General features: G+C 46.9%; 21 protein-coding genes and 1 riboswitch. Of the genes, 16 read left to right on the top strand and 5 right to left on the bottom strand.

What is annotated here, in order from left to right:
• Positions 1-163 precede the first annotated feature (163 nt).
• The 8 genes from MKY95_RS27670 to MKY95_RS27635 all read left to right on the top strand — a co-directional run bounded on the left by MKY95_RS27670 (position 164) and on the right by MKY95_RS27635 (position 9,599).
• On the top strand, positions 164-2,110 hold the full coding sequence (locus MKY95_RS27670; protein WP_179088702.1) for a penicillin-binding protein 2: 1,947 nt from the start codon (positions 164-166) through the stop codon (positions 2,108-2,110).
• 237 nt (positions 2,111-2,347) lie between these two features.
• A complete protein-coding gene (locus MKY95_RS27665; protein WP_076319827.1) occupies positions 2,348-3,292 on the top strand; it encodes a zinc ABC transporter substrate-binding protein in 945 nt (314 codons plus the stop codon).
• A gap of 30 nt (positions 3,293-3,322) precedes the next feature.
• Positions 3,323-4,144, top strand: coding sequence for a metal ABC transporter ATP-binding protein (locus MKY95_RS27660; protein WP_235193917.1), 822 nt, complete (start codon positions 3,323-3,325; stop codon positions 4,142-4,144).
• 3 nt (positions 4,145-4,147) lie between these two features.
• Positions 4,148-5,107 carry a metal ABC transporter permease gene (locus MKY95_RS27655; RefSeq protein WP_076319826.1) on the top strand — a complete coding sequence of 320 codons (960 nt, stop codon included), beginning with the start codon at positions 4,148-4,150 and terminating at the stop codon, positions 5,105-5,107.
• Entirely contained in the window at positions 5,107-5,976 is an 870-nt protein-coding gene (locus tag MKY95_RS27650) for a metal ABC transporter permease (RefSeq protein ID WP_036605739.1), read from the top strand. Before MKY95_RS27655 ends, MKY95_RS27650 begins: the two co-directional genes overlap by 1 nt.
• Before the next feature lie 688 nt (positions 5,977-6,664).
• Positions 6,665-7,414 (top strand): Cof-type HAD-IIB family hydrolase, encoded by a 750-nt coding sequence (locus tag MKY95_RS27645; protein ID WP_036605740.1) that lies wholly within the window; start codon positions 6,665-6,667, stop codon positions 7,412-7,414.
• 54 nt (positions 7,415-7,468) lie between these two features.
• A complete protein-coding gene (locus MKY95_RS27640; RefSeq protein WP_047841365.1) occupies positions 7,469-7,909 on the top strand; it encodes a DUF456 domain-containing protein in 441 nt (146 codons plus the stop codon).
• A gap of 61 nt (positions 7,910-7,970) precedes the next feature.
• Positions 7,971-9,599 (top strand): polysaccharide biosynthesis protein, encoded by a 1,629-nt coding sequence (locus tag MKY95_RS27635; RefSeq protein WP_339195432.1) that lies wholly within the window; start codon positions 7,971-7,973, stop codon positions 9,597-9,599.
• A gap of 199 nt (positions 9,600-9,798) precedes the next feature.
• Here the strand turns inward: MKY95_RS27635 and MKY95_RS27630 are convergent, their stop codons facing one another.
• Positions 9,799-11,085: a DUF2515 family protein gene (locus tag MKY95_RS27630; protein ID WP_339195430.1), complete on the bottom strand. Its 1,287-nt coding sequence runs from the start codon at positions 11,083-11,085 to the stop codon at positions 9,799-9,801.
• A 142-nt stretch (positions 11,086-11,227) separates the two neighbouring features.
• Here MKY95_RS27630 and MKY95_RS27625 point away from each other — a divergent pair, with 142 nt between their 5' ends.
• From MKY95_RS27625 to MKY95_RS27600, 6 genes are all read left to right on the top strand, one after another.
• Positions 11,228-11,572 (top strand): thioredoxin family protein, encoded by a 345-nt coding sequence (locus MKY95_RS27625; RefSeq protein ID WP_036605744.1) that lies wholly within the window; start codon positions 11,228-11,230, stop codon positions 11,570-11,572.
• A 536-nt stretch (positions 11,573-12,108) separates the two neighbouring features.
• Positions 12,109-13,047 carry a heme A synthase gene (locus MKY95_RS27620; RefSeq protein ID WP_036605745.1) on the top strand — a complete coding sequence of 313 codons (939 nt, stop codon included), beginning with the start codon at positions 12,109-12,111 and terminating at the stop codon, positions 13,045-13,047.
• Between the two features lie 163 nt (positions 13,048-13,210).
• Positions 13,211-13,927: a Cthe_2314 family HEPN domain-containing protein gene (locus MKY95_RS27615; RefSeq protein ID WP_017692405.1), complete on the top strand. Its 717-nt coding sequence runs from the start codon at positions 13,211-13,213 to the stop codon at positions 13,925-13,927.
• A 129-nt stretch (positions 13,928-14,056) separates the two neighbouring features.
• Positions 14,057-14,198: riboswitch (SAM riboswitch) on the top strand.
• A gap of 126 nt (positions 14,199-14,324) precedes the next feature.
• Positions 14,325-15,359 carry a methionine ABC transporter ATP-binding protein gene (locus MKY95_RS27610; RefSeq protein WP_036673323.1) on the top strand — a complete coding sequence of 345 codons (1,035 nt, stop codon included), beginning with the start codon at positions 14,325-14,327 and terminating at the stop codon, positions 15,357-15,359.
• Positions 15,360-16,019 (top strand): methionine ABC transporter permease, encoded by a 660-nt coding sequence (locus MKY95_RS27605; RefSeq protein ID WP_036673326.1) that lies wholly within the window; start codon positions 15,360-15,362, stop codon positions 16,017-16,019. It begins immediately after the preceding gene.
• A 74-nt stretch (positions 16,020-16,093) separates the two neighbouring features.
• Positions 16,094-16,933 (top strand): MetQ/NlpA family ABC transporter substrate-binding protein, encoded by an 840-nt coding sequence (locus MKY95_RS27600; RefSeq protein ID WP_076319818.1) that lies wholly within the window; start codon positions 16,094-16,096, stop codon positions 16,931-16,933.
• A gap of 123 nt (positions 16,934-17,056) precedes the next feature.
• On the opposite strand, the gene MKY95_RS27595 is transcribed toward MKY95_RS27600, so the two are convergent.
• Both MKY95_RS27595 and MKY95_RS27590 read right to left on the bottom strand, forming a co-directional pair.
• On the bottom strand, positions 17,057-17,329 hold the full coding sequence (locus tag MKY95_RS27595; RefSeq protein WP_076319817.1) for a hypothetical protein: 273 nt from the start codon (positions 17,327-17,329) through the stop codon (positions 17,057-17,059).
• A gap of 17 nt (positions 17,330-17,346) precedes the next feature.
• Positions 17,347-17,967, bottom strand: coding sequence for a DUF2167 domain-containing protein (locus MKY95_RS27590; RefSeq protein ID WP_076319816.1), 621 nt, complete (start codon positions 17,965-17,967; stop codon positions 17,347-17,349).
• 109 nt (positions 17,968-18,076) lie between these two features.
• On the opposite strand from MKY95_RS27590, the gene MKY95_RS27585 reads away from it, so the two are divergent.
• Positions 18,077-18,856 carry an SDR family oxidoreductase gene (locus MKY95_RS27585; protein ID WP_076319815.1) on the top strand — a complete coding sequence of 260 codons (780 nt, stop codon included), beginning with the start codon at positions 18,077-18,079 and terminating at the stop codon, positions 18,854-18,856.
• Positions 18,857-18,994: 138 nt separating this feature from the next.
• Here MKY95_RS27585 and MKY95_RS27580 read toward each other — a convergent pair whose 3' ends face one another.
• Positions 18,995-19,240, bottom strand: a complete 246-nt coding sequence (locus MKY95_RS27580; protein ID WP_017692412.1) for a NifU family protein — start codon at positions 19,238-19,240, stop codon at positions 18,995-18,997.
• Positions 19,241-19,318: 78 nt separating this feature from the next.
• Between MKY95_RS27580 and MKY95_RS27575 the strand changes: the two genes are divergently transcribed.
• A complete protein-coding gene (locus MKY95_RS27575) occupies positions 19,319-19,573 on the top strand; it encodes a YuzB family protein (protein ID WP_036605750.1) in 255 nt (84 codons plus the stop codon).
• Here MKY95_RS27575 and MKY95_RS27570 read toward each other — a convergent pair.
• Positions 19,570-20,631, bottom strand: coding sequence for an NAD(P)/FAD-dependent oxidoreductase (locus MKY95_RS27570; protein WP_036605751.1), 1,062 nt, complete (start codon positions 20,629-20,631; stop codon positions 19,570-19,572). The genes MKY95_RS27575 and MKY95_RS27570 overlap by 4 nt on opposite strands.
• Between the last annotated feature and the right edge of the window lie 201 nt (positions 20,632-20,832).

Genomic DNA, 20,832 nt, shown 5'->3' with positions numbered 1-20,832 from the left:
TGTAACTAAATATTGAAAGACGTGACAGCTAACCTTTGGTAGACTTGGTTGAGAAAGGATTAAATATCGGATTGAACGCGTTCACAAGACGGATTAAGTATTTTATTTTTATAGAGGAACGGGAGAGGCTTAAAACATGTTTAACCGATTGAGGAAGAAACCCATGACTGAGGAAGATACACCCGTCAACAAGCCTTCCACCGCAAGGCTGAATCTGTTTTTTTTCGCGGCATTTGTCATATTCAGTATCCTTATTTTCAGATTAGCCTTTGTGCAATTTGTGGAGGGTCCTGAACTGACGTATATGGAAACGAGTCGTAATACCAAAGACATTCCACTCGCACCTGTTCGTGGTCCCATTTATGATGCGACAGGGAAAGTCGCGCTGGCTTATTCCGAACCTGTACAGTCCCTCTATGTGCTGTTATATGAGGATTATCGGAATGATGAACGTAGACAGGAAGCAGAGGAACTGGCTCATGATCTGGCGGCTGTGTTTAAGCAGTTTAATCCAGGGGACAAAGAGCAGCCGGACGGGGAAGAGATCATCAAACGATTGGATCTGGATTACCAGAAAACGTTTGGGTATGTGCCGAGGCTTGTGAAATCGGATCTATCGACCAAAGAAATTGCTTTTTTCATGGAGAAAAAAGCAGATTATCCGGGCGTTATGGTGCTGGAAGAAAACATAAGAAAATATGACCCGGATGGTGTAGCCGTTCAGGTTGTGGGTTACACAAGAGAGTTCAAGCGAGCACCAGATTCCATTGCCAAATATAAGGCCATCCGTGAGGGGGCAAGTACCCAGCGTGATCCTGGTCTTGTGTACCATGAAGAAGAAAAGGTTGGCTTCGATGGGCTGGAGCTTCAATACCAGGAAGAACTCCGTGGACGAAGCGGATATCAGTCCATTGATATTGACGCACGTAATCTGCCAGATGGGACGATGTTACAAACACCACCGGAGAAAGGCTACAGTCTGGTCTCCACCATTAACAAGGAAATTCAGATGGCCGCACAAGAAGCAATAACGGACGAATTGCGCAGACTCCCTAAGGCAATTACCGGATACGCAGTAGCCATGGAAGTGGATACGGGGAATGTGGTGGCTATGGCGAGTATGCCGGATTATGATCCGAACGATTGGGATTATGACAAAATCAAATATGTGTTCCGGAATGGAACCACCGAGTCGTTCCCACCGAATGATGCCAAGCCTAGTCGCGCGGAATCCGTTATACTTCTTGGATCAGTAATCAAGCCGCTAAGTGTGCTGATTGGATTGAAAGAGGGATTATTTACAGCAGGACAGACTTATCACGATCAGGGATATGCTATCTTGGGGAAAGACGGACGACAAGTGAAGAACTCACATTCTGCGTATAATGGTTCTATCACGGCGAGAAGAGCGATCGAGAAATCCTCCAATGCGTTTATGATCGATATGGTAGGTAAACGTTTGTTAAGCAAATATGGCTCGGAAGGAATTGATATCTGGGACAAACACATGAAGGAATTTGGCTTGGGTGTGTCCACTGGTGTAGATCTGCCTAACGAATTTCTGGGTAGGCTAGAATATACTAATAAAGACGAATCAGCTCTAACACGTTTGGCATTTGCCTCATTTGGGCAACAAGCCAAGTACACTACGATGCAACTCGCACAATATACCACCATGCTTGCCAATAAGGGCAAGCGGATGGAACCACATCTGGTGAAGGAAATACGTGACGCGGACGGCAATGTGGTGAAAGAGATCAAACCTAAGGTGCTCAATGAAGTTGATTTTGCCGATGCGCACTGGAATGAAGTGCACAAAGGTATGGTTACCAAAGTAAGTGCATTTGACGGTTTCCCTTACGATTATGCTCGGAAAACAGGAACATCAGAGCAGGGAACCGGACCGAACAAAAAAGAGAATGGTGTATTTATTGCCTTTGCACCACGAGATAATCCGAAGCTTGCTGTCGCCGTTGTTGTACCTGAAGGTGGATTCGGGTCAGTCAGTGCTTCACCAATAGCACGGAAAATCTTCGATGCATATGATGAAGTGTATGGTCTCGATGGAACGCCGAAAGGTAAGAAAGACGAAGGGAAAGACAAAGAGTAATGTAAAAGAAACGAGGCAGATGTAGCGCTTTTACATCACATCTAACAGGTTAATGAAGTGAACAACATATGAATTTGGACAGGCAGGGGAAATAATCCCTTGCCTTTTTTTTTGGCTTCGGATAAAATTTGCACAAGGGAAACATTATTAGTCTTGATTAAAATTTAATACCTTGTACAACAAAATTAGATGTAGACAAGTATTTTAGGAAAGGGAAAGGGGTCGGTTGAATTGTTAATGGTGAAAATGAGGAGTATTCAGAGGGGGGTCATTACGCTAGCGGCTCTGGTTCTGGTTGTTGTACTTACGGCATGTTCCAGTGATGCAGAGACAAGCAGTGATGGCAAGCTACAAGTAACCGCTACAACAGGAATGATCGCTGACGTAGCACGTGAGGTAGGCGGGGCATATGTTGATGTTACCGGGCTAATGGGCCCGGGCGTTGATCCCCACTTGTACAAGGCATCCCAAGGTGATATTCGCAAGCTGGAACAAGCAAAAGTCATTTTCTATAATGGACTGCATCTTGAAGGCAAAATGACAGACATTTTGGAGAAAATGTCCTCAAGCAAGCTGGTTACTGCTGTTACAGAGACTATTCCAGTCGAGGAGTTACACTCAGGCAAAGATACAGGCGGCACCGAATATGATCCACACGTCTGGTTTAACGTCAGCCACTGGATGCATGCGGCAGAAGCCGTACGCGATACGCTCGTGGAGGCGGACCCGGACCATGCAGAAGAGTACAAGGCTCAGGCAGAGGCGTATCTGGCGAAGCTCGAAGCACTGGATGCAGAGGTGCGTGAGAAGATTCTGGAGATTCCGGAAGCAAGCCGGGTATTGGTTACGGCGCATGATGCATTTGGATATTTCGGTCAGGCTTATGGCATGAAAGTGATGGGGCTTCAGGGCATCAGTACTGCAGCCGAATACGGAGCAAAAGATGTTAGCGAACTGCGGGATTATCTCGTAGATAACCATATCAAAGCAGTATTTGTTGAATCGAGTGTGCCTGCAAAAGCGATGGAAGCCATCATTGCCGGAGCAGCTCAAAAAGGACATACGGTCAGCATTGGCGGAGAACTGTTCTCGGATGCCATGGGGGCTGAGGGAACGGAAGAAGGCACATACATCGGTATGATTCGCCACAATGTTGAGACGATTGTAGAAGCACTGAAATAATGAATCACATGAAGAGAGGAGTACAGGATTATGGAAGATACAACTTTATTGAAACAAACTCCTACGAAACTGAACAACAGTCACTTGCAGGGAACGCAGCCAACATCGGCTCCTCTTAGTGTGAGGGATCTGGCTGTTGCGTATCACAAAAAGCCGGTGCTTAGCAGCGTATCCTTCGATATCCCAGAAGGACAACTCATCGGAATCCTCGGACCGAATGGTGCGGGGAAATCGACCCTGATCAAAGCCGTTCTGGGACTGGTACCGAAGATGCATGGAGAGGTACGGATCTTCGGTCAATCGTACAGGGAACAACGTCGCCGCATCGGTTATGTGCCCCAACGGGAATCGGTGGACTGGGATTTTCCAACGCATGCACTCGATGTGGTGATGATGGGACGGTATGGTCATCTAGGCTGGTTCCGTCGTCCGGGGAAAAAGGAGCGAGACCTGGCGGCACACTGCCTGGAGCAAGTCGGCATGGGTGATTACATGTACCGCCAGATCAGTCAGCTGTCCGGTGGACAGCAGCAACGTGTCTTTCTGGCGCGGGCACTCGTGCAAGACGCAGATCTGTATTTCATGGATGAGCCGTTTGCAGGTGTGGATGCCACCACAGAGAAAGCGATCATTTCGCTTTTGGAACAGTTGAAGAAACAAGGCAAGACGGTACTGGTCGTTCACCATGATCTGGCGACAGTCGAGGAATACTTCGACCATGTGCTGCTACTCAATGGACGACTGGTGGCAGGTGGACCGACAAGTGAAGTATTTGTACCGGATACACTGCAAGAGACGTACGGAGGCCGGATTGCGATGATCGGAAGCCGGACGGAGAAAGGCCAGGTGTAGTGCATGTGGAACTGGATCGTTGCCATCTTATCTGACCCCAATACACGTTGGATATTGCTTGGCTGTCTGTTGTTAGGATTCAGTAGCGGAATTATTGGCTCCTTCACCTTTCTTCGTAAACAGAGCTTGATAGGGGATACCCTTGCTCATGCTGCTCTGCCCGGGATCTGTATTGCATTTATGTTGACGGAAACGAAGTCGGTCGGATTATTCCTGTTCGGTGCTTTGGTGGCTGGCATTGTTGCTACCTTCGGAATCTCGTGGATTACGCGCTACTCCCGAATCAAGCAGGATGCGGCGATGGGAATTGTGCTGACCGTCTTTTTCGGGGTTGGTGTAGTGATGCTGACGCGCATCCAGCATGGGGCGAGCGGAAGTCAAAGCGGACTCGATAAATATTTGTTTGGGCAGGCGGCATCCATGGTCATGACGGATGTGTATGTCATGGGTGGCGTATGTCTAGTATTACTGATTGCCTGTCTTGCCTGGTTCAAGGAATTCAAACTGGTGAGTTTTGACCCGGGATTTGCACGTGGTATGGGTCTGCCAGTTGCCATGTTAGAGCAGCTCATTCTGCTCTTGACAGTGATCGCGGTGGTTGCAGGGATTCAGGCCGTTGGTGTGGTGCTTGTTGCAGCCTTGCTGGTAACTCCAGCAGCAGCGGCACGGTGCTGGACCGACTCACTTGCACTGATGGTGGTATTGGCAGGCATATTTGGTGCATTGAGTGGTGCAACAGGCACGATCTTCAGTACGCTTGTACCTAATCTGCCGACAGGACCTGTAACCGTTCTTGCGGCTACGGTGTTGTTTGCCGGGTCAGCCTTGCTGGCTCCGCGTCGTGGATTATTAGCTCGACGTTTGCGTAGTATTCAGGCAAAATCGGCGTATATGCGTGAAGAGCGGGCTACACTCCAGACTCTCGCCACACAACGAAATCAGCAGGAACGGGGGGAGATGTAATGGCAACGTTTTGGATTATCTTAACGGCCGTATTGGTTTCTTCCGCCTGCGCCATCCTCGGTTGTTTTCTGATTCTGCGGCGAATGGCTCTGGTCGGTGATGCGATCAGCCATGCGGTTCTCCCCGGTATTGCGATTGCTTTCCTGTGGAGCGGTTCCAGAGATTCATTGTGGATGCTACTTGGTGCAACGGTGTTTGGACTACTGACGGTGTTCTTCATACAGAGTTTGCAGGCGGGTGGACTGTCGTCTGATGCCTCGATCGGAATTGTGTTCACAGCACTCTTCGCAGTAGGGGTCATTCTGATTAGTCTGAACGCCCAGCATATTGATCTGGATCTGGACTGTGTTTTGTTCGGTGAGATCGCTTATGTACAGTGGGATACGCTAACCCTTGGAGGTACGGATGTCGGGCCGAGGGCGGTCTGGATGCTGGGTATTACTTTGCTAGTCATCCTCGTCGTTATTGGGCTGTTCTACAAACAGTTCAAGTTATGTGCCTTCGATCCGGCGCTGGCTGCGGCCTGCGGCATTCCAGTAGTGCTGTTCCACTATCTGCTCATGGGACTCGTTTCGATGACGTCCGTAGCTTCATTTGAAAGTGTTGGTTCGATTCTCGTTGTGGGCATGCTGATTGTACCTGCGGCGGCGGCTTACCTTCTCACTGATCGTCTGGGCAAAATGATTCTGTATGCCGTTCTGATCGGAGCAGCATCTTCGGTTGGAGGTTACATCATGGCATACGCCTTGGATGCTTCCATCGCGGGCTGCATGGTAGCTGTTGCTGGAATTTTGTTTGTTCTTGCACTGCTGCTGTCACCGAAACATGGCATCGTATTCCGTTACGCTCGTCGCAAAGCGGCACGTTAATTGGATTTCAAGTAGATAACAGGTGAATAAACAAAATTATATTAAGCCGTCTGCATCGCAGGCGGTTTTTTGCTTATCTGGTCGTATTACTTTTACAAGGGCAACCGGACATAACATATGCAATATAAATTGATAATCTGGCGTCATCCTGCCGATTACGGGTTATTTTGTTGCATACAGATGATCTGTGGTAAAATGTCGTTAGCTGTGACGTCCGGAGCGTCCGTTGTTACGGGTGCCGGGCGATCTTGTTGTGAAAGAATTTTTAAAATTAGATAAAGAGAACCTTTAAGTTGAACTGGAGAACCATTGTGGAACGGAGAGGGCAGAAAACCTAGAGAAGGGAAATTTGTTTATGAATTTCCTTCTTGATGTTAGGTGTTATGAGCTCTAAATACAAAGGTGATGTAGTGAAGGGGACGGAATCGATCTGAAGAAGCGATAGCGTTCGCCTTTGTCTCCGAATTTCTAACCTTTAAGAAGAGAGAATCTAGAAAATTCGGAGACAACAGCGATCGGAAGACGATCCGTACACGTAACGATTACCTCGTATAATCTCAATACACTAAAGAAAAAGGTAATTCTAAAACAAAGATACTACGACTCGAAAGGTTTTCTGCCCGCGTAGTGCCTGAATGGATATCCATGAGTTCAACTTGGAGAGAGACAACTTAGGAGGAACTACTGTATGAGTGAACTGAAATACAAATTGCTTGCATTGGATATGGATGGAACATTACTTAACGATAATCATGAAATTACACAGGAGACCGCCAAGTGGATTCAAATTGCCATTCGTCGGGGTGTACATGTGTGCCTTTCTACGGGAAGAGCGGTATTCCACGCCATGCCTTATGCGGTCCAGCTTGGGCTGGAGACACCGATGGTTACTGTTAATGGTAGTGAGGTCTGGAAAGCCCCGCATGACCTGCATATGCGTCATCTGATGGACCCGGCATTGATTCGCAGAATGCAGGAAATCGGTGAAAAATATAATAGCTGGTACTGGGCATACTCCGTGGAAGAACTGTTCAATCGGGACCGCTGGACGGACAACATTGAAGGTCTGGAATGGTTGAAATTCGGCTTCAATACGGAAGTGGATGAAGTGCGTCACCAGATCATGATGGAACTGCAACAAATGGGCGGTCTGCAAATGACCAACTCCTCACCCGTTAATATTGAGATCAACCCTGCCGGCGTATCCAAAGCCAGTGGTGTAGCTGAAGTCTGCAAGCTGCTGGGCATCGAGATGTCCGAAGTTGTTGCTGTCGGAGACAGTTTGAATGATCTGGCTGTCATTGAGGCCGTGGGTCTTGGTGTAGCGATGGGTAATGCGCAGGAGCAGGTGAAGGAAGCGGCTGATCTGATCGTAGCGAGTAACAATGAAGACGGCATCGTCGAAGTGATCCGTGAACATATTTTGAAGGGGGAGTAACCTTTGCTCGCAACCGTTGCCTGGATTTTAATTGTGCTGCTGTTTGCAGTGGGGATGGCTGGAACGGTATATCCCATACTGCCTGGTGCTGTAGCGATTTTCTTCGCGTTTCTGGTCTACGGCTGGTTCTTCAGTTTTGATCCGTTTGGTGTGTGGTTCTGGATCATTCAGATTCTGATTGTTGTTGTGTTGTTTGTGGCTGATTATGTCGTCAGTGCATGGGGCGTGAAGAAGTTCGGTGGCTCCAAGTTATCAACAACGCTGAGTACCATTGGTGTTATCATTGGCCCATTTGTCATTCCGGCATTCGGATTGGTGCTGGGACCATTTATCGGTGCTTTTATCGGGGAACTGATCGGAGGGTCTTCACCTTCCAAAGCGTCGAAAGTTGGATTTGGTTCCGTCGTGGGGCTATTTACGAGTACTGTGATGAAAATTATTTTGCAAATCGTCATGATTGTTCTCTTTATTATCTGGGTGGTAAGATTCGCCTAAACGTTCAGGATTAGCTTCAACGGGATGCACGTCCGGTGTGGAGGAAAGAAGGGGAATTCGTTTGTCTAAGAAAGAAACATTCATTAGGGGTACGCTCATTCTGGCGGCCGCTGCACTGATCGCAAGAGTACTCGGATTGGTTCAACGGGTGCCGCTGGAGCATATCCTCGGCGATATCGGTAACGCATCGTTTACCATCTCCAATACAGTATATTTAATGCTGTTAACTGTAGCAACGGCGGGCATACCGAGTACACTTAGTAAAATGGTATCGGAACGTTATGCGCTCGGACGCGCGAGTGAAGCCCAACAGATCTACCGTGCAGCCCTGATCTTTGCCGCTGTGGCCGGGGTAGTCATGTCTGCTTTGTTGTGGTTCGCGGCACCTTATTATGCTACGTATGTGTCCAAAGTACCGGAGTCGGTCAGCGCCATTCGCGCCTTGGCTCCAGCGTTACTACTTTTCCCGGCTATTGCGATGATGCGTGGATATTTCCAAGGACGCGGCAACATGACAGCGGGTGGTATTTCACAGATTGTTGAACAGTTCGCCCGTGTAGGTACAGCCATTATCGTGGCTTATGTCATGCTACAATGGAATTATGATGACCAGACGATTGCTGCAGGTGCTTCATTTGGTGGGGTATTAGGAAGTGTGGGTGCCTTCGGTGTCATGCTGTACTTCACCTTGAAGCTGCGTCGTAGCGACCGTGCGGCCCAATTGAATTACGAGCGTGCAGAGCAGTTGCCGATGCGAGGTATCTACAGTGATATCTTTAAGCTGTCTATTCCAATTGTGCTGTCTTCACTTGCGGTTCCAGCCATTAACTTCATCGATTCATCCCTTGTGGTACCACTGCTAAGTGGCCAGATCGGACTCGAAGAAGCGACAGGTGTACTTGCGATCCTGGGTGCGAAAGCCCAAAGTATTGCGGGTATTCCTCCGATTCTGGCTATCGCTTTGAGTCAATCGTTGGTGCCTGTCATATCGGCAGCATTTGCCCGCAAGGATGAAGCGCATCTAAAGAGTCAGGTTACACTTGCGTTGCGCATTTCGATTCTGACAGGTATGCCGATTGTCATTGCACTTTGTGCGGCAGCGTATTCGGTCAACGGATTGCTGTTTACCAATCTGGATGGAACGCCGATCATTGCCTTGTTAACATTCGGTACCATTTTCCAGATTACGATGATGACCACCAACTCTATTTTACTAGGGGTAGGGAAACCGCGGATTACGATGATCAGTGTCGCAGCAGGTGTTGTGATCAAACTGATCGCAAGTCTGATTCTGGCGCCGATCTTCGGCATTTACGGCATCATTATTGCAACGGCCCTCTGCTTCTTGGTCATCACGTACCTGAATCTGCGGGTCCTTCGCAAAATCGTTGAGTTCTCCATCATGGGAGATCGTTGGAAAGGATTTATCATTACAGTGTTGCTTGCAGCAGGTGTAGGATTTGCAACGAACTGGATTGGCAATACGATCTTTGGACTGTTCCTGCCAGCGCGTGTATCCTTCTTGCTTACCTGCCTTGTGGTTGGTTTGCTTGTTGTGGTGGTGTATCTGGTTCTCATGGTTGTGCTGCGTGTACTGCGCAAGGACGAGCTGGGCAGTTACCCCCGTATTCTGCAAAAAATTCTTCGTCCACTTATGCGTCTTCAACGTGGAGCTGGGCAAAGAGGTTAAACATGCAAGGAGCATCATTCATGCTCCAATATTTTGTGAAAATAGGATACAAGCTCTGTCTGCTGTTAAGCGGACAGGGCTTTTTGTATAGTTAGGGAATGCTAAGCGACTGAACTCGACATTAGCCCCGCAAGTGAGGATTAGCGGTACATCGGGTATCACATCATCCGTCTTTGCCGACTCTATGTGTCCTTTAGCATTAGTGTGTGATGGCTTTAGCATCATGAGCCAGTGCTGTTTTCAGCATGCCATACCGGTGTTCGTGACTCATCTCAAACAGCCATGGGCGACGCGGTGCCGTCAGATAACCGAGACTATCCCGAGTCTGAAGCCAGTCATGTCTGGTAATCGGTTCATAAGGCGTGTCCCCCCATACGGAGAGCAGTTCCGGACTATATAATCGTTGCCCTTCTGGAAGCCATTCCTCATCCAGTAACGCCTGAGCGTATAATGTATGTTCACCCGCCTCGTCTTCACGATTGGTAAACAGGTCAGGCCAATATTCAGCGCGCGAGCCACGATGGGGAACCAAACGTGCGAACTCCAACACTTGTGTGTGTACTTGCTCCACGCCAAACAACAGAGCATATAGGCCTTTGCCAAACATGATTCGCTCATCCAGTTTGCCAAAATGTTCAATGACGCGTCCTGCGAGTCCTGCTCCCCGTCCAAGAGGAAAGACGATATGATTCAGACCGGCCAGATTATGCAGATGGAATGCGGGTTTGGATAGTACTTCTTTTTGAAAATAAGGATGATGCACCACCCGGCTCTCGATATAGTTCTGCTCATTAATAATTAATGCCACACTTAGCAGTGAACTGCATCGTTCCAGCCAAAAGCGTTCCCAAAACGGCGTCATAAACGCCGATACGTGAAAGTGTGACAAGAGATGGAAACAGCTACGTCCGATCCGGCGACTGTTCATATACAGCAGAAGCTGTGGATAGGCATCCTGGAAAATGAGTGCATTGCACCGCTCCAGCAGCCGATACATATGCTCGCGATCGCTTTGATTCTGTAGATTATGCATTAAGTCACTCTGAAGATCTGTCATGTGATATCCGCCGTTGCGAGAGACCATATGGGCCAGTAGTGCCCAATGCAGTTCGGGATATTGCTCATAACATTCCAGATAGGCTGCCGTGCGAGTGATATTACTCCGATTGTGCTCCTGAGTCAGTGTCTTAATCTCTTCCAGAATGATGCAATCTTCTTCGCAGACGAGTGCGCTTTGAACCTGGTCCGTGCGTGTAAAAGATTTGTTGCTGGCAGGTAACAAACGCTCCACCTCAGAGTGTAAGGCAGCTGCCGTATCGGTATCCCACTCGATGTCACGCAATGGGTGACGAAGCTGTGCTGAAGCTTGCCATGCAGCCTGTTTGCCACGCCAGATTTCACGGGCAGCACCCGGAATGGAACGGACCATCTGCAGAAGGGACCCGTGATGTTGTTCGCTGGAAGAATCGGTTCTGGTGGAAGTCATGATGTGACATCCTTTCATGATGTTCTGGGTTTAATTTCACAGACCATGTGGTTTATTCTAAGTATGCGCTGATTATTTGACTTCCACTCGCCAATTTGCTTCACTTAGGGTAAGACAAGGTACAGAAAGGGAGATGAACCGAATGGAACAGATTACTTCCAAACCGGCTTTTGATGTAGCCATCCAATCCCCACGTTTGACGATTGCCGTATTCAAGGCAGACTGGTGTGGTGACTGCAAATACATCGATCCGTTTATGCCTGAGGTTGAAGAGAAATATTCACGTGAACTGACCTTGATTGAGGTCGACGTGGATCAGGTTGGGACGGTTAGTGAAGAACAGAATATTCTTGGCATTCCGAGCTTTGTGGCGTATACAGATGGCCGCGAACTCGTACGGTATGTGAACAAGCTACGCAAGTCGAGAGAAGAGATTGAGCAGTTCCTGGATCGCGCAGTTGAGGTGTACAACACGATTCATAAATAATGTTATACAAGCTCAACTTTTACACAGGCACTCCGATGACAGAATAACCTTCCGATCGCTGTTATCCCCAGATTTCTTTGATCCCTTTTATAAAGGGGAGAAATCCGGGGATAAAGGCGAAGCATATGCTTCCGTTGCAGCTTTCTTTCAGAAAGCTTTTAGCTCCGCTTCTTCAGGCTATTTCTGTCCTCTCCGTTATTGTGTAAATATTTCATTGAACTTATATAAAAGTATGACAGGTTCATGTTGTAAAAGGGTATAATAAAAAGAACGCCATTTCTCTTGAAATAGGGAAATGGCGTTTGTGTGTTCAGGATTCTGTTTAAGACACAATTGAACTGGCATATCCCTCAATTACATAACTCCAATGACCTGTGGGTCATTATTTCACCAGACGTTAACATTTTGTCACAAAGCGCGACGTCAATGAACATTTTATCCGGTATAATGAATTTAGTTGTGAAATAAGTGTCAAAGTACCGAAACAAGCGGAGAATATTCTTCGCCATCTTAAACCAACAGCGGGTGAGAAAAAATTGAAACACTTAACTTTGTTTAAATGGTTAACCGTATTAACCTGTCTTGTCATGTTTCTGGCCACTTTTGGTGGAGGCATCGTAACCAAAACGGAATCAGGCCTTGGCTGTGGAACAGAATGGCCTTTATGTAACGGAAAACTCGTTCCCGCACATACTGTGGCTTCACTCATTGAATATTCCCATCGCGCTGTAAGTGCACTGGCTGGACTGTTGTCCATTGCCTCGTTTGTTGCCTTTCTGCGGTTTGGCAAGTCACGCCGTGACCTGCAATTGTTTTCTTTCCTAACTCTGGTATTTGTTATCGTCCAGGGAATCATGGGGGCTTTTGCCGTTGTCTTCTCCCAATCTTCAGCAGTCATGGCACTGCATTTTGGTTTTGCACTGATTGCTTTTGCCAGTTCTCTAATGATGGCGCTGGGCATAAGGCAGGAGGCCAAAGATGGCGGATTGGAGCGCCTGAATAAATACCCTCGGGTTAGCAAAAAATTCAGGAATCTGGTCTGGTTCTCCACCATTTACACATATCTCGTGGTATACACAGGTGCATTTGTGAGTCACACGGATTCTGCCGGCGGATGTTCTGGATTTCCGCTTTGTAACGGTCAGATTATTCCTGAGCTTTCGGGTGGGGTAGCGGTTGCTTTTGCTCACCGTGCAGCAGCTGCGTCGCTCGTGATTGTTATCGCAATCCTGGGTCATTTCGCTTACCGTAATCATCCGGACAACAAGGAAATGCGTACTCTGGGTGTGGTATCCGTTGTTCTTATTCTGATGCAAGTAGTCATTGGTATTTTCATGATGGTGACAATGAACCGTCCGGAAGTATACATGTTCGTAGCTCTTGCTCATATGCTGGATATCGCCATATTGTTCGGAGTCTTAACGTATATGAGTTTCCTGGTGTACAAGCTACATCGCCCGGCTAATCGTTTTTAAATATGAAAGTCCACCATCCAGTGATGTACATCATTGGACAGGTGGACTTTGTTTGATGTCAGAGGGATCAGGGCAACCTATGGCAAGCAGCAATTACACGGAATGAATGATGTTTCGTTTACGGTGATGAATTCTTGTTGATTTGGAAAAGAGGAGGTTAGATATGCTGCGAACGTTGTTGGGGGAAAAGCCGCGTATAAACGAAGGTAAATTGAAGGCAGCGATGGACGCAATGGCGCATACGCTTGAGCTATTTCAACGACAAATGCATGTGGACCATGATCCCACGCATGACTATCGGAAACTGTATGTGTGGACTCAGGGACTCATCTCCTCACTGGATGAACTGGAGCAAAGCTGTTTCGCTGCTGCTCATTTTCGTAAAAAGGTCGTTGCAGGATCAACGGATGATATGACGCCGACTGAAAAAGCCGAGTATGCACGGTATGTGTATTTCTACAAAGATGGCTTTATCCGCTGCTTTGCCATTCTGGATAAAGTCGGCACGGTATTAAATGAAATATTCCAGCTGAATACTTCCAATACCAAAGCGCATTTTTCTTATTTTACTGTGTTAAGGCAGTTCGACTATGCAAGGGAGCATCATGATCTTGCATTGCAATTAATACAGATCAAGGACTCTTATCGTGAACCGATGAGCAAGCTGCGCAAGCGACGTAATATGGAAATTCACTACATGAACTCAGAAATGCACGATGACCTGTGGCAGTTACACCAGACCTTGCAAGGTAAAGTGAAATTGGAGGATCTGAATCAGCATGTGCAGGAAATGCGTCAGGGCGTGGATATGGTCTGTGAAACGTTAACAGCCTCTTATAGTTATATCAATAAAATATGGAAAAGAAATAATTCCCTTTGACAAATCGGAATACTTGGAATATACTGAGTTTCAATCGAATGTTACATGGATATAACTGATATTTCGGAAGTTACGTTCACATTATAAAGCATAAACTACATGAACTTATAAAATCCTACAACAACATATTTCTTATCGAGAGCGGCGGAGGGACAGGCCCGATGAAGCCCGGCAACCGATTTGTAATGACATGATACATGTATCATTCGTTATAGATGTTAGGTGCTAATTCCTACAAAATGGTGCAAGACACGATTTTGGCAGATGAGAAGGTATATTCTTTCACGTGAAGAGCCCTCTTTGTATCTGCAAAGGGCTCTTTTTTTGTACTTTAAGGGGAGTTTTCCTTTAGATCGGGTAAAGATACATGTAGGTGTTTGGAAAGGGGCAAGTGCGATTGATTGAATTAAAAGGTTTAACGAAAACGTACGGCAAAGGGGCAAAATCTACAACAGCGTTATCCGAGCTGAATTTGAGCATCCAAAAGGGTGAAATCTACGGTGTGATTGGCCATTCCGGAGCTGGAAAAAGCACATTGATTCGCTGCATTAATTTGCTGGAACGGCCTACGGAGGGTGAGGTATGGGTCGACGGAATCAACCTGACTGAACTGAGCAAAACCGAATTGCAGCAACAGAGACGCAAGATCGGGATGATTTTTCAACACTTTAATCTGTTATCTTCGGCAACGGTATATGACAATGTAGCTTTTCCACTAAAGCTTGTGAATACACCCAAGGAAGCCATTGATCGCAAAGTGAAGGAAATGCTCGCACTGGTTGGTCTGGAGCACCATAGCAGCAAATATCCGGCTCAATTATCGGGTGGCCAAAAACAACGTGTAGGGATTGCGAGAGCACTTGCAAGTGACCCAAATGTTCTTCTCTGTGATGAGGCAACTTCGGCACTTGATCCGCAGACGACAAATTCAATCCTTAAGTTATTACTCGACATTAATGAAAAGTACAACCTTACGATTGTGCTGATCACACATGAGATGCATGTCATTCAGAACATCTGTGACAAGGTGGCTGTCATTCATCAAGGTGGCATTGTGGAACAAGGACCTGTAACAGACGTGTTCCTGAAGCCGCAGCATGCGATTACGCGGGACTTCATGATGCGTGACCATGAAGCTGGACTTGCTCTGGAAGAGACCGCTCTGGCAAATGCAGGCGTTGAATTGCAGGCAGGTGCTGCTTCCAAACTTGTGAAGATATCCTTTCTGGGTAACAAAACGTATGAAGCGATTTTGTCTAGAACGGTACGTAAAACAGGCGTGGATTTTGCCATCCTGCAAGGTACAATCTCTACGATCAAACAGGTTCCTTATGGGCAGCTGACCGTTCGGTTCGAGGGTGATTCAAATGCGATTGATCGGACGATATCAGAATTAACCGCTGAGGGACTTGATGTGGAGGTGCTTCGTTAGATGGATTTTTCAACCGTACGTTGGGAAGAGGTTGGTAAAGCTTCCATAGAGACACTGCAAATTTTGGGTGTATCAGGCTTGTTTACCGTTATCTTAGGTTTACCGCTCGGAGTACTGCTATTCATGACAGCCCGATCTGCTTCGATTAAGTCACGGGCAGTGTACACTATACTATCCCTGATTGTGAATATTTTGCGCTCAGTCCCATTTATCATATTGATTGTTGCTCTTATTCCATTCACTCGTATACTCGTCGGTACAGCTACGGGGGTGCTCGGCGTTATACCTCCTTTGGTGATTTCAGCAGCTCCTTATTTTGCTCGTTTGGTGGAGACGACGTTGCGAGAAGTTGATCGTGGTGTCATTGAAGCGGCACAGTCGATGGGTGCATCGACCGGACAGATTGTAAGACGGGTGTTACTGCCTGAGGCACTGCCTGGACTGCTTGCTGGTATAACGATCACCATTGTTACGCTCGTCTCCTATACGGCGATGGCGGGCATGGTTGGCGGTGGAGGTCTGGGAACACTGGCAATCAACTATGGATACTTCCGTTATCAAAATGAAATTATGATCATATCCGTAGTGTCGATGATCATTCTAGTGCAAATTCTCCAGATGGCTGGAGATCGCTTGGTTACATTTTTCACCAGGAAATAACACATAGATAACATGATGGATATGCATTAATGCAGATGCCACATGACAAAATGATTAGAGAAGGGGTTTTACACATGAAAAAATGGTCTTTTGCTCTACTTAGTCTTATGTTGATTGCGGTTCTCGCAGCTTGCGGAAACAACAAGGACGCCGATAGCGGCGCAGACAATTCAGCAGGTGCACCTCGTACAGTTGAATTGAAAGTTGGAGCTTCACCTACACCACACGCAGAGATTCTGGAAAGCATCAAGCCTGAACTGGAAGCACAAGGTATCCGTCTGCAAGTCGTTACATTCAACGACTATGTTCAACCCAATCAGCAACTTGCTGACAAAAAATTGGATGCAAACTTCTTCCAGCACCAACCATATCTGGACACAGAGAATAAAGAACGTGGATTCAACCTCGTTTCTGTAACACCTGTTCATGTTGAACCTTTTGGTGGATACTCCAAAAAGATTAAGTCTTTGGATGAATTGGCAGACGGCGCAAAAGTAGCAATTCCAAATGACCCATCCAATGGTGGACGTGCTTTGTTGCTACTTGCGAAGGAAGGTATCATTACGCTGAAAGACAACACAAATATTACATCTACGATTCAAGATATCACAGCCAATCCGAAGAACCTGGATATCATCGAGCTGGATGCAGCCATGATGCCTCGTCAATTGGATGAAGCGGATCTGGTATTTATCAACGCTAACTATGCGCTTGAAGCGAACCTGAATCCGGCGAATGATGCTTTGCTGATCGAAGATCTGCAAGGTAACCCATACGCAAACATCCTCGTTTCCCGTGAGGACAACAAGGATGCAGATGCAATCAAAAAACTGGCTGCTGCTTTGCACTCCGAAGAAGTAAAAACATTCATCAAAGAACGTTATAAAGGTGCAGTTGAACCTGCAACTGAATAATTCACGATATGTATGATATGATGTGAAGCTATTAAGATTAAGCCGTATATCTCTTCTGAAGAGATATACGGCTTATTTTATGTTTCCTAATCTGTGCTGACGTGGGGATCAACAAGGGAAGGGTTAGGGCTTATCTTGTTTCTCCGCGTTGGATGGATGCCCAGATTGGAGGTAGTAGGATAATTCATTCTGATCAGCATACTGCTGTTCATCGGCTTCTTGCAGGTACGTCCTCTCGGAGGGAGAGAGTTTCTCTTCTTCTCCGTGTGAGCTTTTGATTTTGTATCTGATCCAACCGATTAACCCAAGGACGACAACGAGGATCAAAGCCCATCCTTTTTTGAGCAAAAGAAGAGCACTGAATTTCTGGGAAGCCGTGTACCCGATCCCTCCCATCAGAAGACTGTTGAGCCCTATGGTGGATGTTTTTTGTCAGTCGAAGCATTGTACTCCTCGTAGGTATATCCTGCATTGATGCTAAGTTGATTAAGGACAGTTTCCTCGAATACCTGGCGGCTCTGTTGAAAGTTGGCCGTATCGGTAACCAGAATGGCTGTGATGTACCCTTCGCGTGTCAGGAGTTTTACATTGTAATTGACCATGGCTTGCTGATCAGCATTCTTAAAACCGAGGGAGTAAACCAACTGATGTTTGGTACTGTCATATGTCGGTTCGATCTCCCACCCCGTTATGTACGTTCTATATTCAGGATCAAGTTCTCTGTTATCTTCTTCTGTGCCTCGGATATAACTGCTTAACAGTTCTTCGGCACTCAAATTTTGATCGTCATCATGGATATGACCTGTCTTCACGTATTCGAACACAACATACCACGAGCCGAATTCACTATTGCTGGTTAGGCTTCCGATTTCATTCCCGTTAGGCTTTCCATCACTGTTAAGTATCGAGCGTTGGGTATTGGGCTTATCCAGATAGGAATGGCTTTCAGGGACTTCCAGGGTGGCCTTACCGTCCAGAGAGACAGATGCTGGTCCAGTAATCCAATCGTACTCATCAGGTGCTTGCTCAGTCAAAATATATTTGGAATTAAAGGTGGATAATCCCTTGTGGATAAGCGAGTTGTAGGAGGACGATAAATCTTTTATACTGGATAGTGACTGCTCTTTGAAGAGGGGGATGAACGTGAAGGGAAAGGTTGCCCTCATAACGGGAAGTGCCAAAGGTCTTGGTAAAATGACGGCCCTCAGTCTGGCAGATCAGGGGTGTCATATTGCCCTCAACTATGTACACAGCAGAACAGAAGCTGAGGCTTTAAAGGCTCAGATTATAGCCAAGGGTGTGCGGTGCATTGCCATCCAGGCTGATATATCCAAGGTGGAAGATATCTCTTCATTGGTTGAGCAGGTGGAAGGTAACCTGGGCAGCATTGATATTTTGGTGAATAACGCAGGTCCATTTGTCCGTGAACGACGATTATTTGCGGATTATTCTGAAGCTGAGGTCCAGATGCTTGTGCAGGGAAATCTGTTGGGACCGATGTTACTGGATCAGCGTGTATTGCCAGAGATGAGACGCAAGCAATGGGGACGCATTATCCATTTTGGCTTCAGTCATGCTGGAGAAGCGAGATCTTGGCCTCATCGCGCCGTATATGCGGCTGCCAAGGTGGGTCTGGTTTCGTTCACAAAGACACTCGCGGTTGAAGAAGCCCCGTATGGAATTACGGTTAACATGGTATGTCCAGGTGACATTCGTGGTGCGAACAAAGAGAAAACGATTGATGAAATGGCAGGCATCACCGACGAGGAAACGCCAAGAGGGCGCCCAGGCAGCGGTGAAGATATTGCACGAGTGATTACGTATCTGTGCCTTGATCATTCCGATTTTATAACAGGTAACATTATGGATGTATCTGGAGGACTTGATCCGATTCGTCCGACCATACAGCGCGAGGATACTTAAAAGGTGAATTGAAGGATTGTACGTGGAATCTGGTAAAAGGGACAGATGAAATGGACACTCTGCATATGCACACAAAAAAAGAGCCCTCCGCTTCAAGCGAAGCGAAAGGCTCTTGAGGTTTATTTCGTGAAGGATTGATTAGAATACTTGTACGACTTCTTGTACACCCTCAACTTCTTCGAGAAGGGCACGTTCAATCCCGGCTTTTAAGGTAATGGTGGAGCTTGGGCAACTGCCGCAGGCACCGACCAGTTTCAGCTTAATAATGCCGTCTTCCACGTCGACCAGTTCCACGTCACCGCCATCGCGTTGCAGAAACGGACGAAGTTTGTCAAGCACATCAATTACTTCATCATACATGGTGCTTTGTGCGTTTTCGCTCATTTTTTTCAACTCCTTTCCCCTATATTATATTACAAATGGCCACAAATTAAAATGGTCAAACAAAGCAGGTGAACCTATATGAGACCGATTATTGAATTTTGTGCCAATAATATGCATTTTGGCACAGATGAAGTCATGGATCAACTGGAAGAAAATCCAGACTATGACGTGATTGAATACGGCTGCCTCACCAACTGCGGCCAATGTTCTATGACTCCTTTTGCACTGGTGAATGGTGAAGTTGTCATCACGGACAAAGTGGAAGATCTATATAACGCCATTCTGGCCAAAATTGCCGAAGCCGATGTCTGGGACGAGCTCGATCTCGACTAACCGAGATGGCGCTTGGACATCCAGAGCACACCACTTTTCAAAATACGAGGTACACGTCCCATCATGGACGTTTTGCCCATCAGCCCAAACCCAGACTTCTTGCCGAGTGCACCCAGTGTGCCACGAAGCTTGAGTGGATGTGGATTGGGCTTTTCGCCTTTCCAGAGGGCATGCTGAATATGGGCGATCTGCTCACCCTGTACTTCCGCAGCTTGACCACTAGGTGCATAAGGTACACTGGCACAGTCACCAACGACGTACACATCGGTATATTCCGGGATTTGGTAGTATTCATTCAAGACGACACGTCCTTGAGGGTCTTTGGTTACGTCCAGATCCTGTACCACTTTTACAGGCTGAATGCCTGCAGTCCATACGACAGCATCTGTTAGAATCTGTTCATCCCGGTTATAGATGGCATTAGGTTCAACGCGTGAAATGGCGATATGCCCGCGTGTCTCTACCTGATGTTCGTTGAACCATTCATGCACATACACGGATAGACGTTGCGGGAAAGCAGATAATACACGTTCACCACGATCCAAAATGCTGATGTTCAGATCCGGTCTGCTCTCACGAAGTTCGGCTGCTATCTCGACACCACTTAATCCGCCACCTACGATATGCACATTGCCATAGGCTTTGACTTCATTAAGGCGCAGGTAGGTCTCGCGTGTTTTGCTAAAGCTCTGAATGGTACAGCTGTAGTCTTCGGCGCCTGGCGTGTTGTGGAAACGGTCTGTACAACCAAGTCCAATGACAAGTTTGTCGTACACGAGCGGGTCTTGGCCTTCAAATTCAATCTGACGCTGTTCCAGGTCAATCGAAGTAACTTCTCCATAACGGTAAGTGACTTTATCGCTCACTGGAAATTGGATACGCAGGTCATAATCAGATACGGTTCCTGCTGCGAGTGCGTAATATTCTGTCTTTAATCCCTGAAAGGGGCTGCGGTCCACCAAAATAATTTGTGTATCGGATGGAATTTTACCCTCCAGAAGTTCCTTGATGATGGTGAGGCCGCCATAACCGCCTCCAAGAATGACGAAATTTTTCATGACTCGGCTTCCTTTCTGCATCAGTCCCACTGAAATGGGGCTGTAAACTGTGGAGCAGCTATGCAATAACATAGCTGCTCCTTTTGTTATGATTTGAATAATTGAAAAGTAGATATTGAAAATTGAAGATATTAATCAGCAGTTTGCACCACTCGAATTCAAACGTCTCCCTATAATGAAAGCTGCGTTCTGGAGTGGTGC

The organism is Paenibacillus sp. FSL P4-0176, from assembly GCF_037975265.1.
GTDB classification, from domain to species: Bacteria; Bacillota; Bacilli; order Paenibacillales; family Paenibacillaceae; genus Paenibacillus; species Paenibacillus amylolyticus.
The sequence above is the reverse complement of the archived record's forward strand: the minus strand, read 5'-3'. Positions and strand labels throughout refer to the sequence as shown.

What these genes read in the sequence shown, in the direction of transcription:
- MKY95_RS27670 (WP_179088702.1), top strand. Translation starts at nt 164, where the DNA reads ATGACTGAGGAAGATACACCCGTCAACAAGCCTTCCACCGCAAGGCTG.
- MKY95_RS27665 (WP_076319827.1), top strand. Translation starts at nt 2,348, where the DNA reads ATGGTGAAAATGAGGAGTATTCAGAGGGGGGTCATTACGCTAGCGGCT.
- MKY95_RS27660 (WP_235193917.1), top strand. Translation starts at nt 3,323, where the DNA reads ATGGAAGATACAACTTTATTGAAACAAACTCCTACGAAACTGAACAAC.
- MKY95_RS27655 (WP_076319826.1), top strand. Translation starts at nt 4,148, where the DNA reads ATGTGGAACTGGATCGTTGCCATCTTATCTGACCCCAATACACGTTGG.
- MKY95_RS27650 (WP_036605739.1), top strand. Translation starts at nt 5,107, where the DNA reads ATGGCAACGTTTTGGATTATCTTAACGGCCGTATTGGTTTCTTCCGCC.
- MKY95_RS27645 (WP_036605740.1), top strand. Translation starts at nt 6,665, where the DNA reads ATGAGTGAACTGAAATACAAATTGCTTGCATTGGATATGGATGGAACA.
- MKY95_RS27640 (WP_047841365.1), top strand. Translation starts at nt 7,469, where the DNA reads ATGGCTGGAACGGTATATCCCATACTGCCTGGTGCTGTAGCGATTTTC.
- MKY95_RS27630 (WP_339195430.1), bottom strand. Translation starts at nt 11,085, where the DNA reads ATGACTTCCACCAGAACCGATTCTTCCAGCGAACAACATCACGGGTCC.
- MKY95_RS27625 (WP_036605744.1), top strand. Translation starts at nt 11,228, where the DNA reads ATGGAACAGATTACTTCCAAACCGGCTTTTGATGTAGCCATCCAATCC.
- MKY95_RS27615 (WP_017692405.1), top strand. Translation starts at nt 13,211, where the DNA reads ATGCTGCGAACGTTGTTGGGGGAAAAGCCGCGTATAAACGAAGGTAAA.
- MKY95_RS27605 (WP_036673326.1), top strand. Translation starts at nt 15,360, where the DNA reads ATGGATTTTTCAACCGTACGTTGGGAAGAGGTTGGTAAAGCTTCCATA.
- MKY95_RS27600 (WP_076319818.1), top strand. Translation starts at nt 16,094, where the DNA reads ATGAAAAAATGGTCTTTTGCTCTACTTAGTCTTATGTTGATTGCGGTT.
- MKY95_RS27595 (WP_076319817.1), bottom strand. Translation starts at nt 17,329, where the DNA reads ATGGGAGGGATCGGGTACACGGCTTCCCAGAAATTCAGTGCTCTTCTT.
- MKY95_RS27580 (WP_017692412.1), bottom strand. Translation starts at nt 19,240, where the DNA reads ATGAGCGAAAACGCACAAAGCACCATGTATGATGAAGTAATTGATGTG.
- MKY95_RS27575 (WP_036605750.1), top strand. Translation starts at nt 19,319, where the DNA reads ATGAGACCGATTATTGAATTTTGTGCCAATAATATGCATTTTGGCACA.
- MKY95_RS27570 (WP_036605751.1), bottom strand. Translation starts at nt 20,631, where the DNA reads ATGAAAAATTTCGTCATTCTTGGAGGCGGTTATGGCGGCCTCACCATC.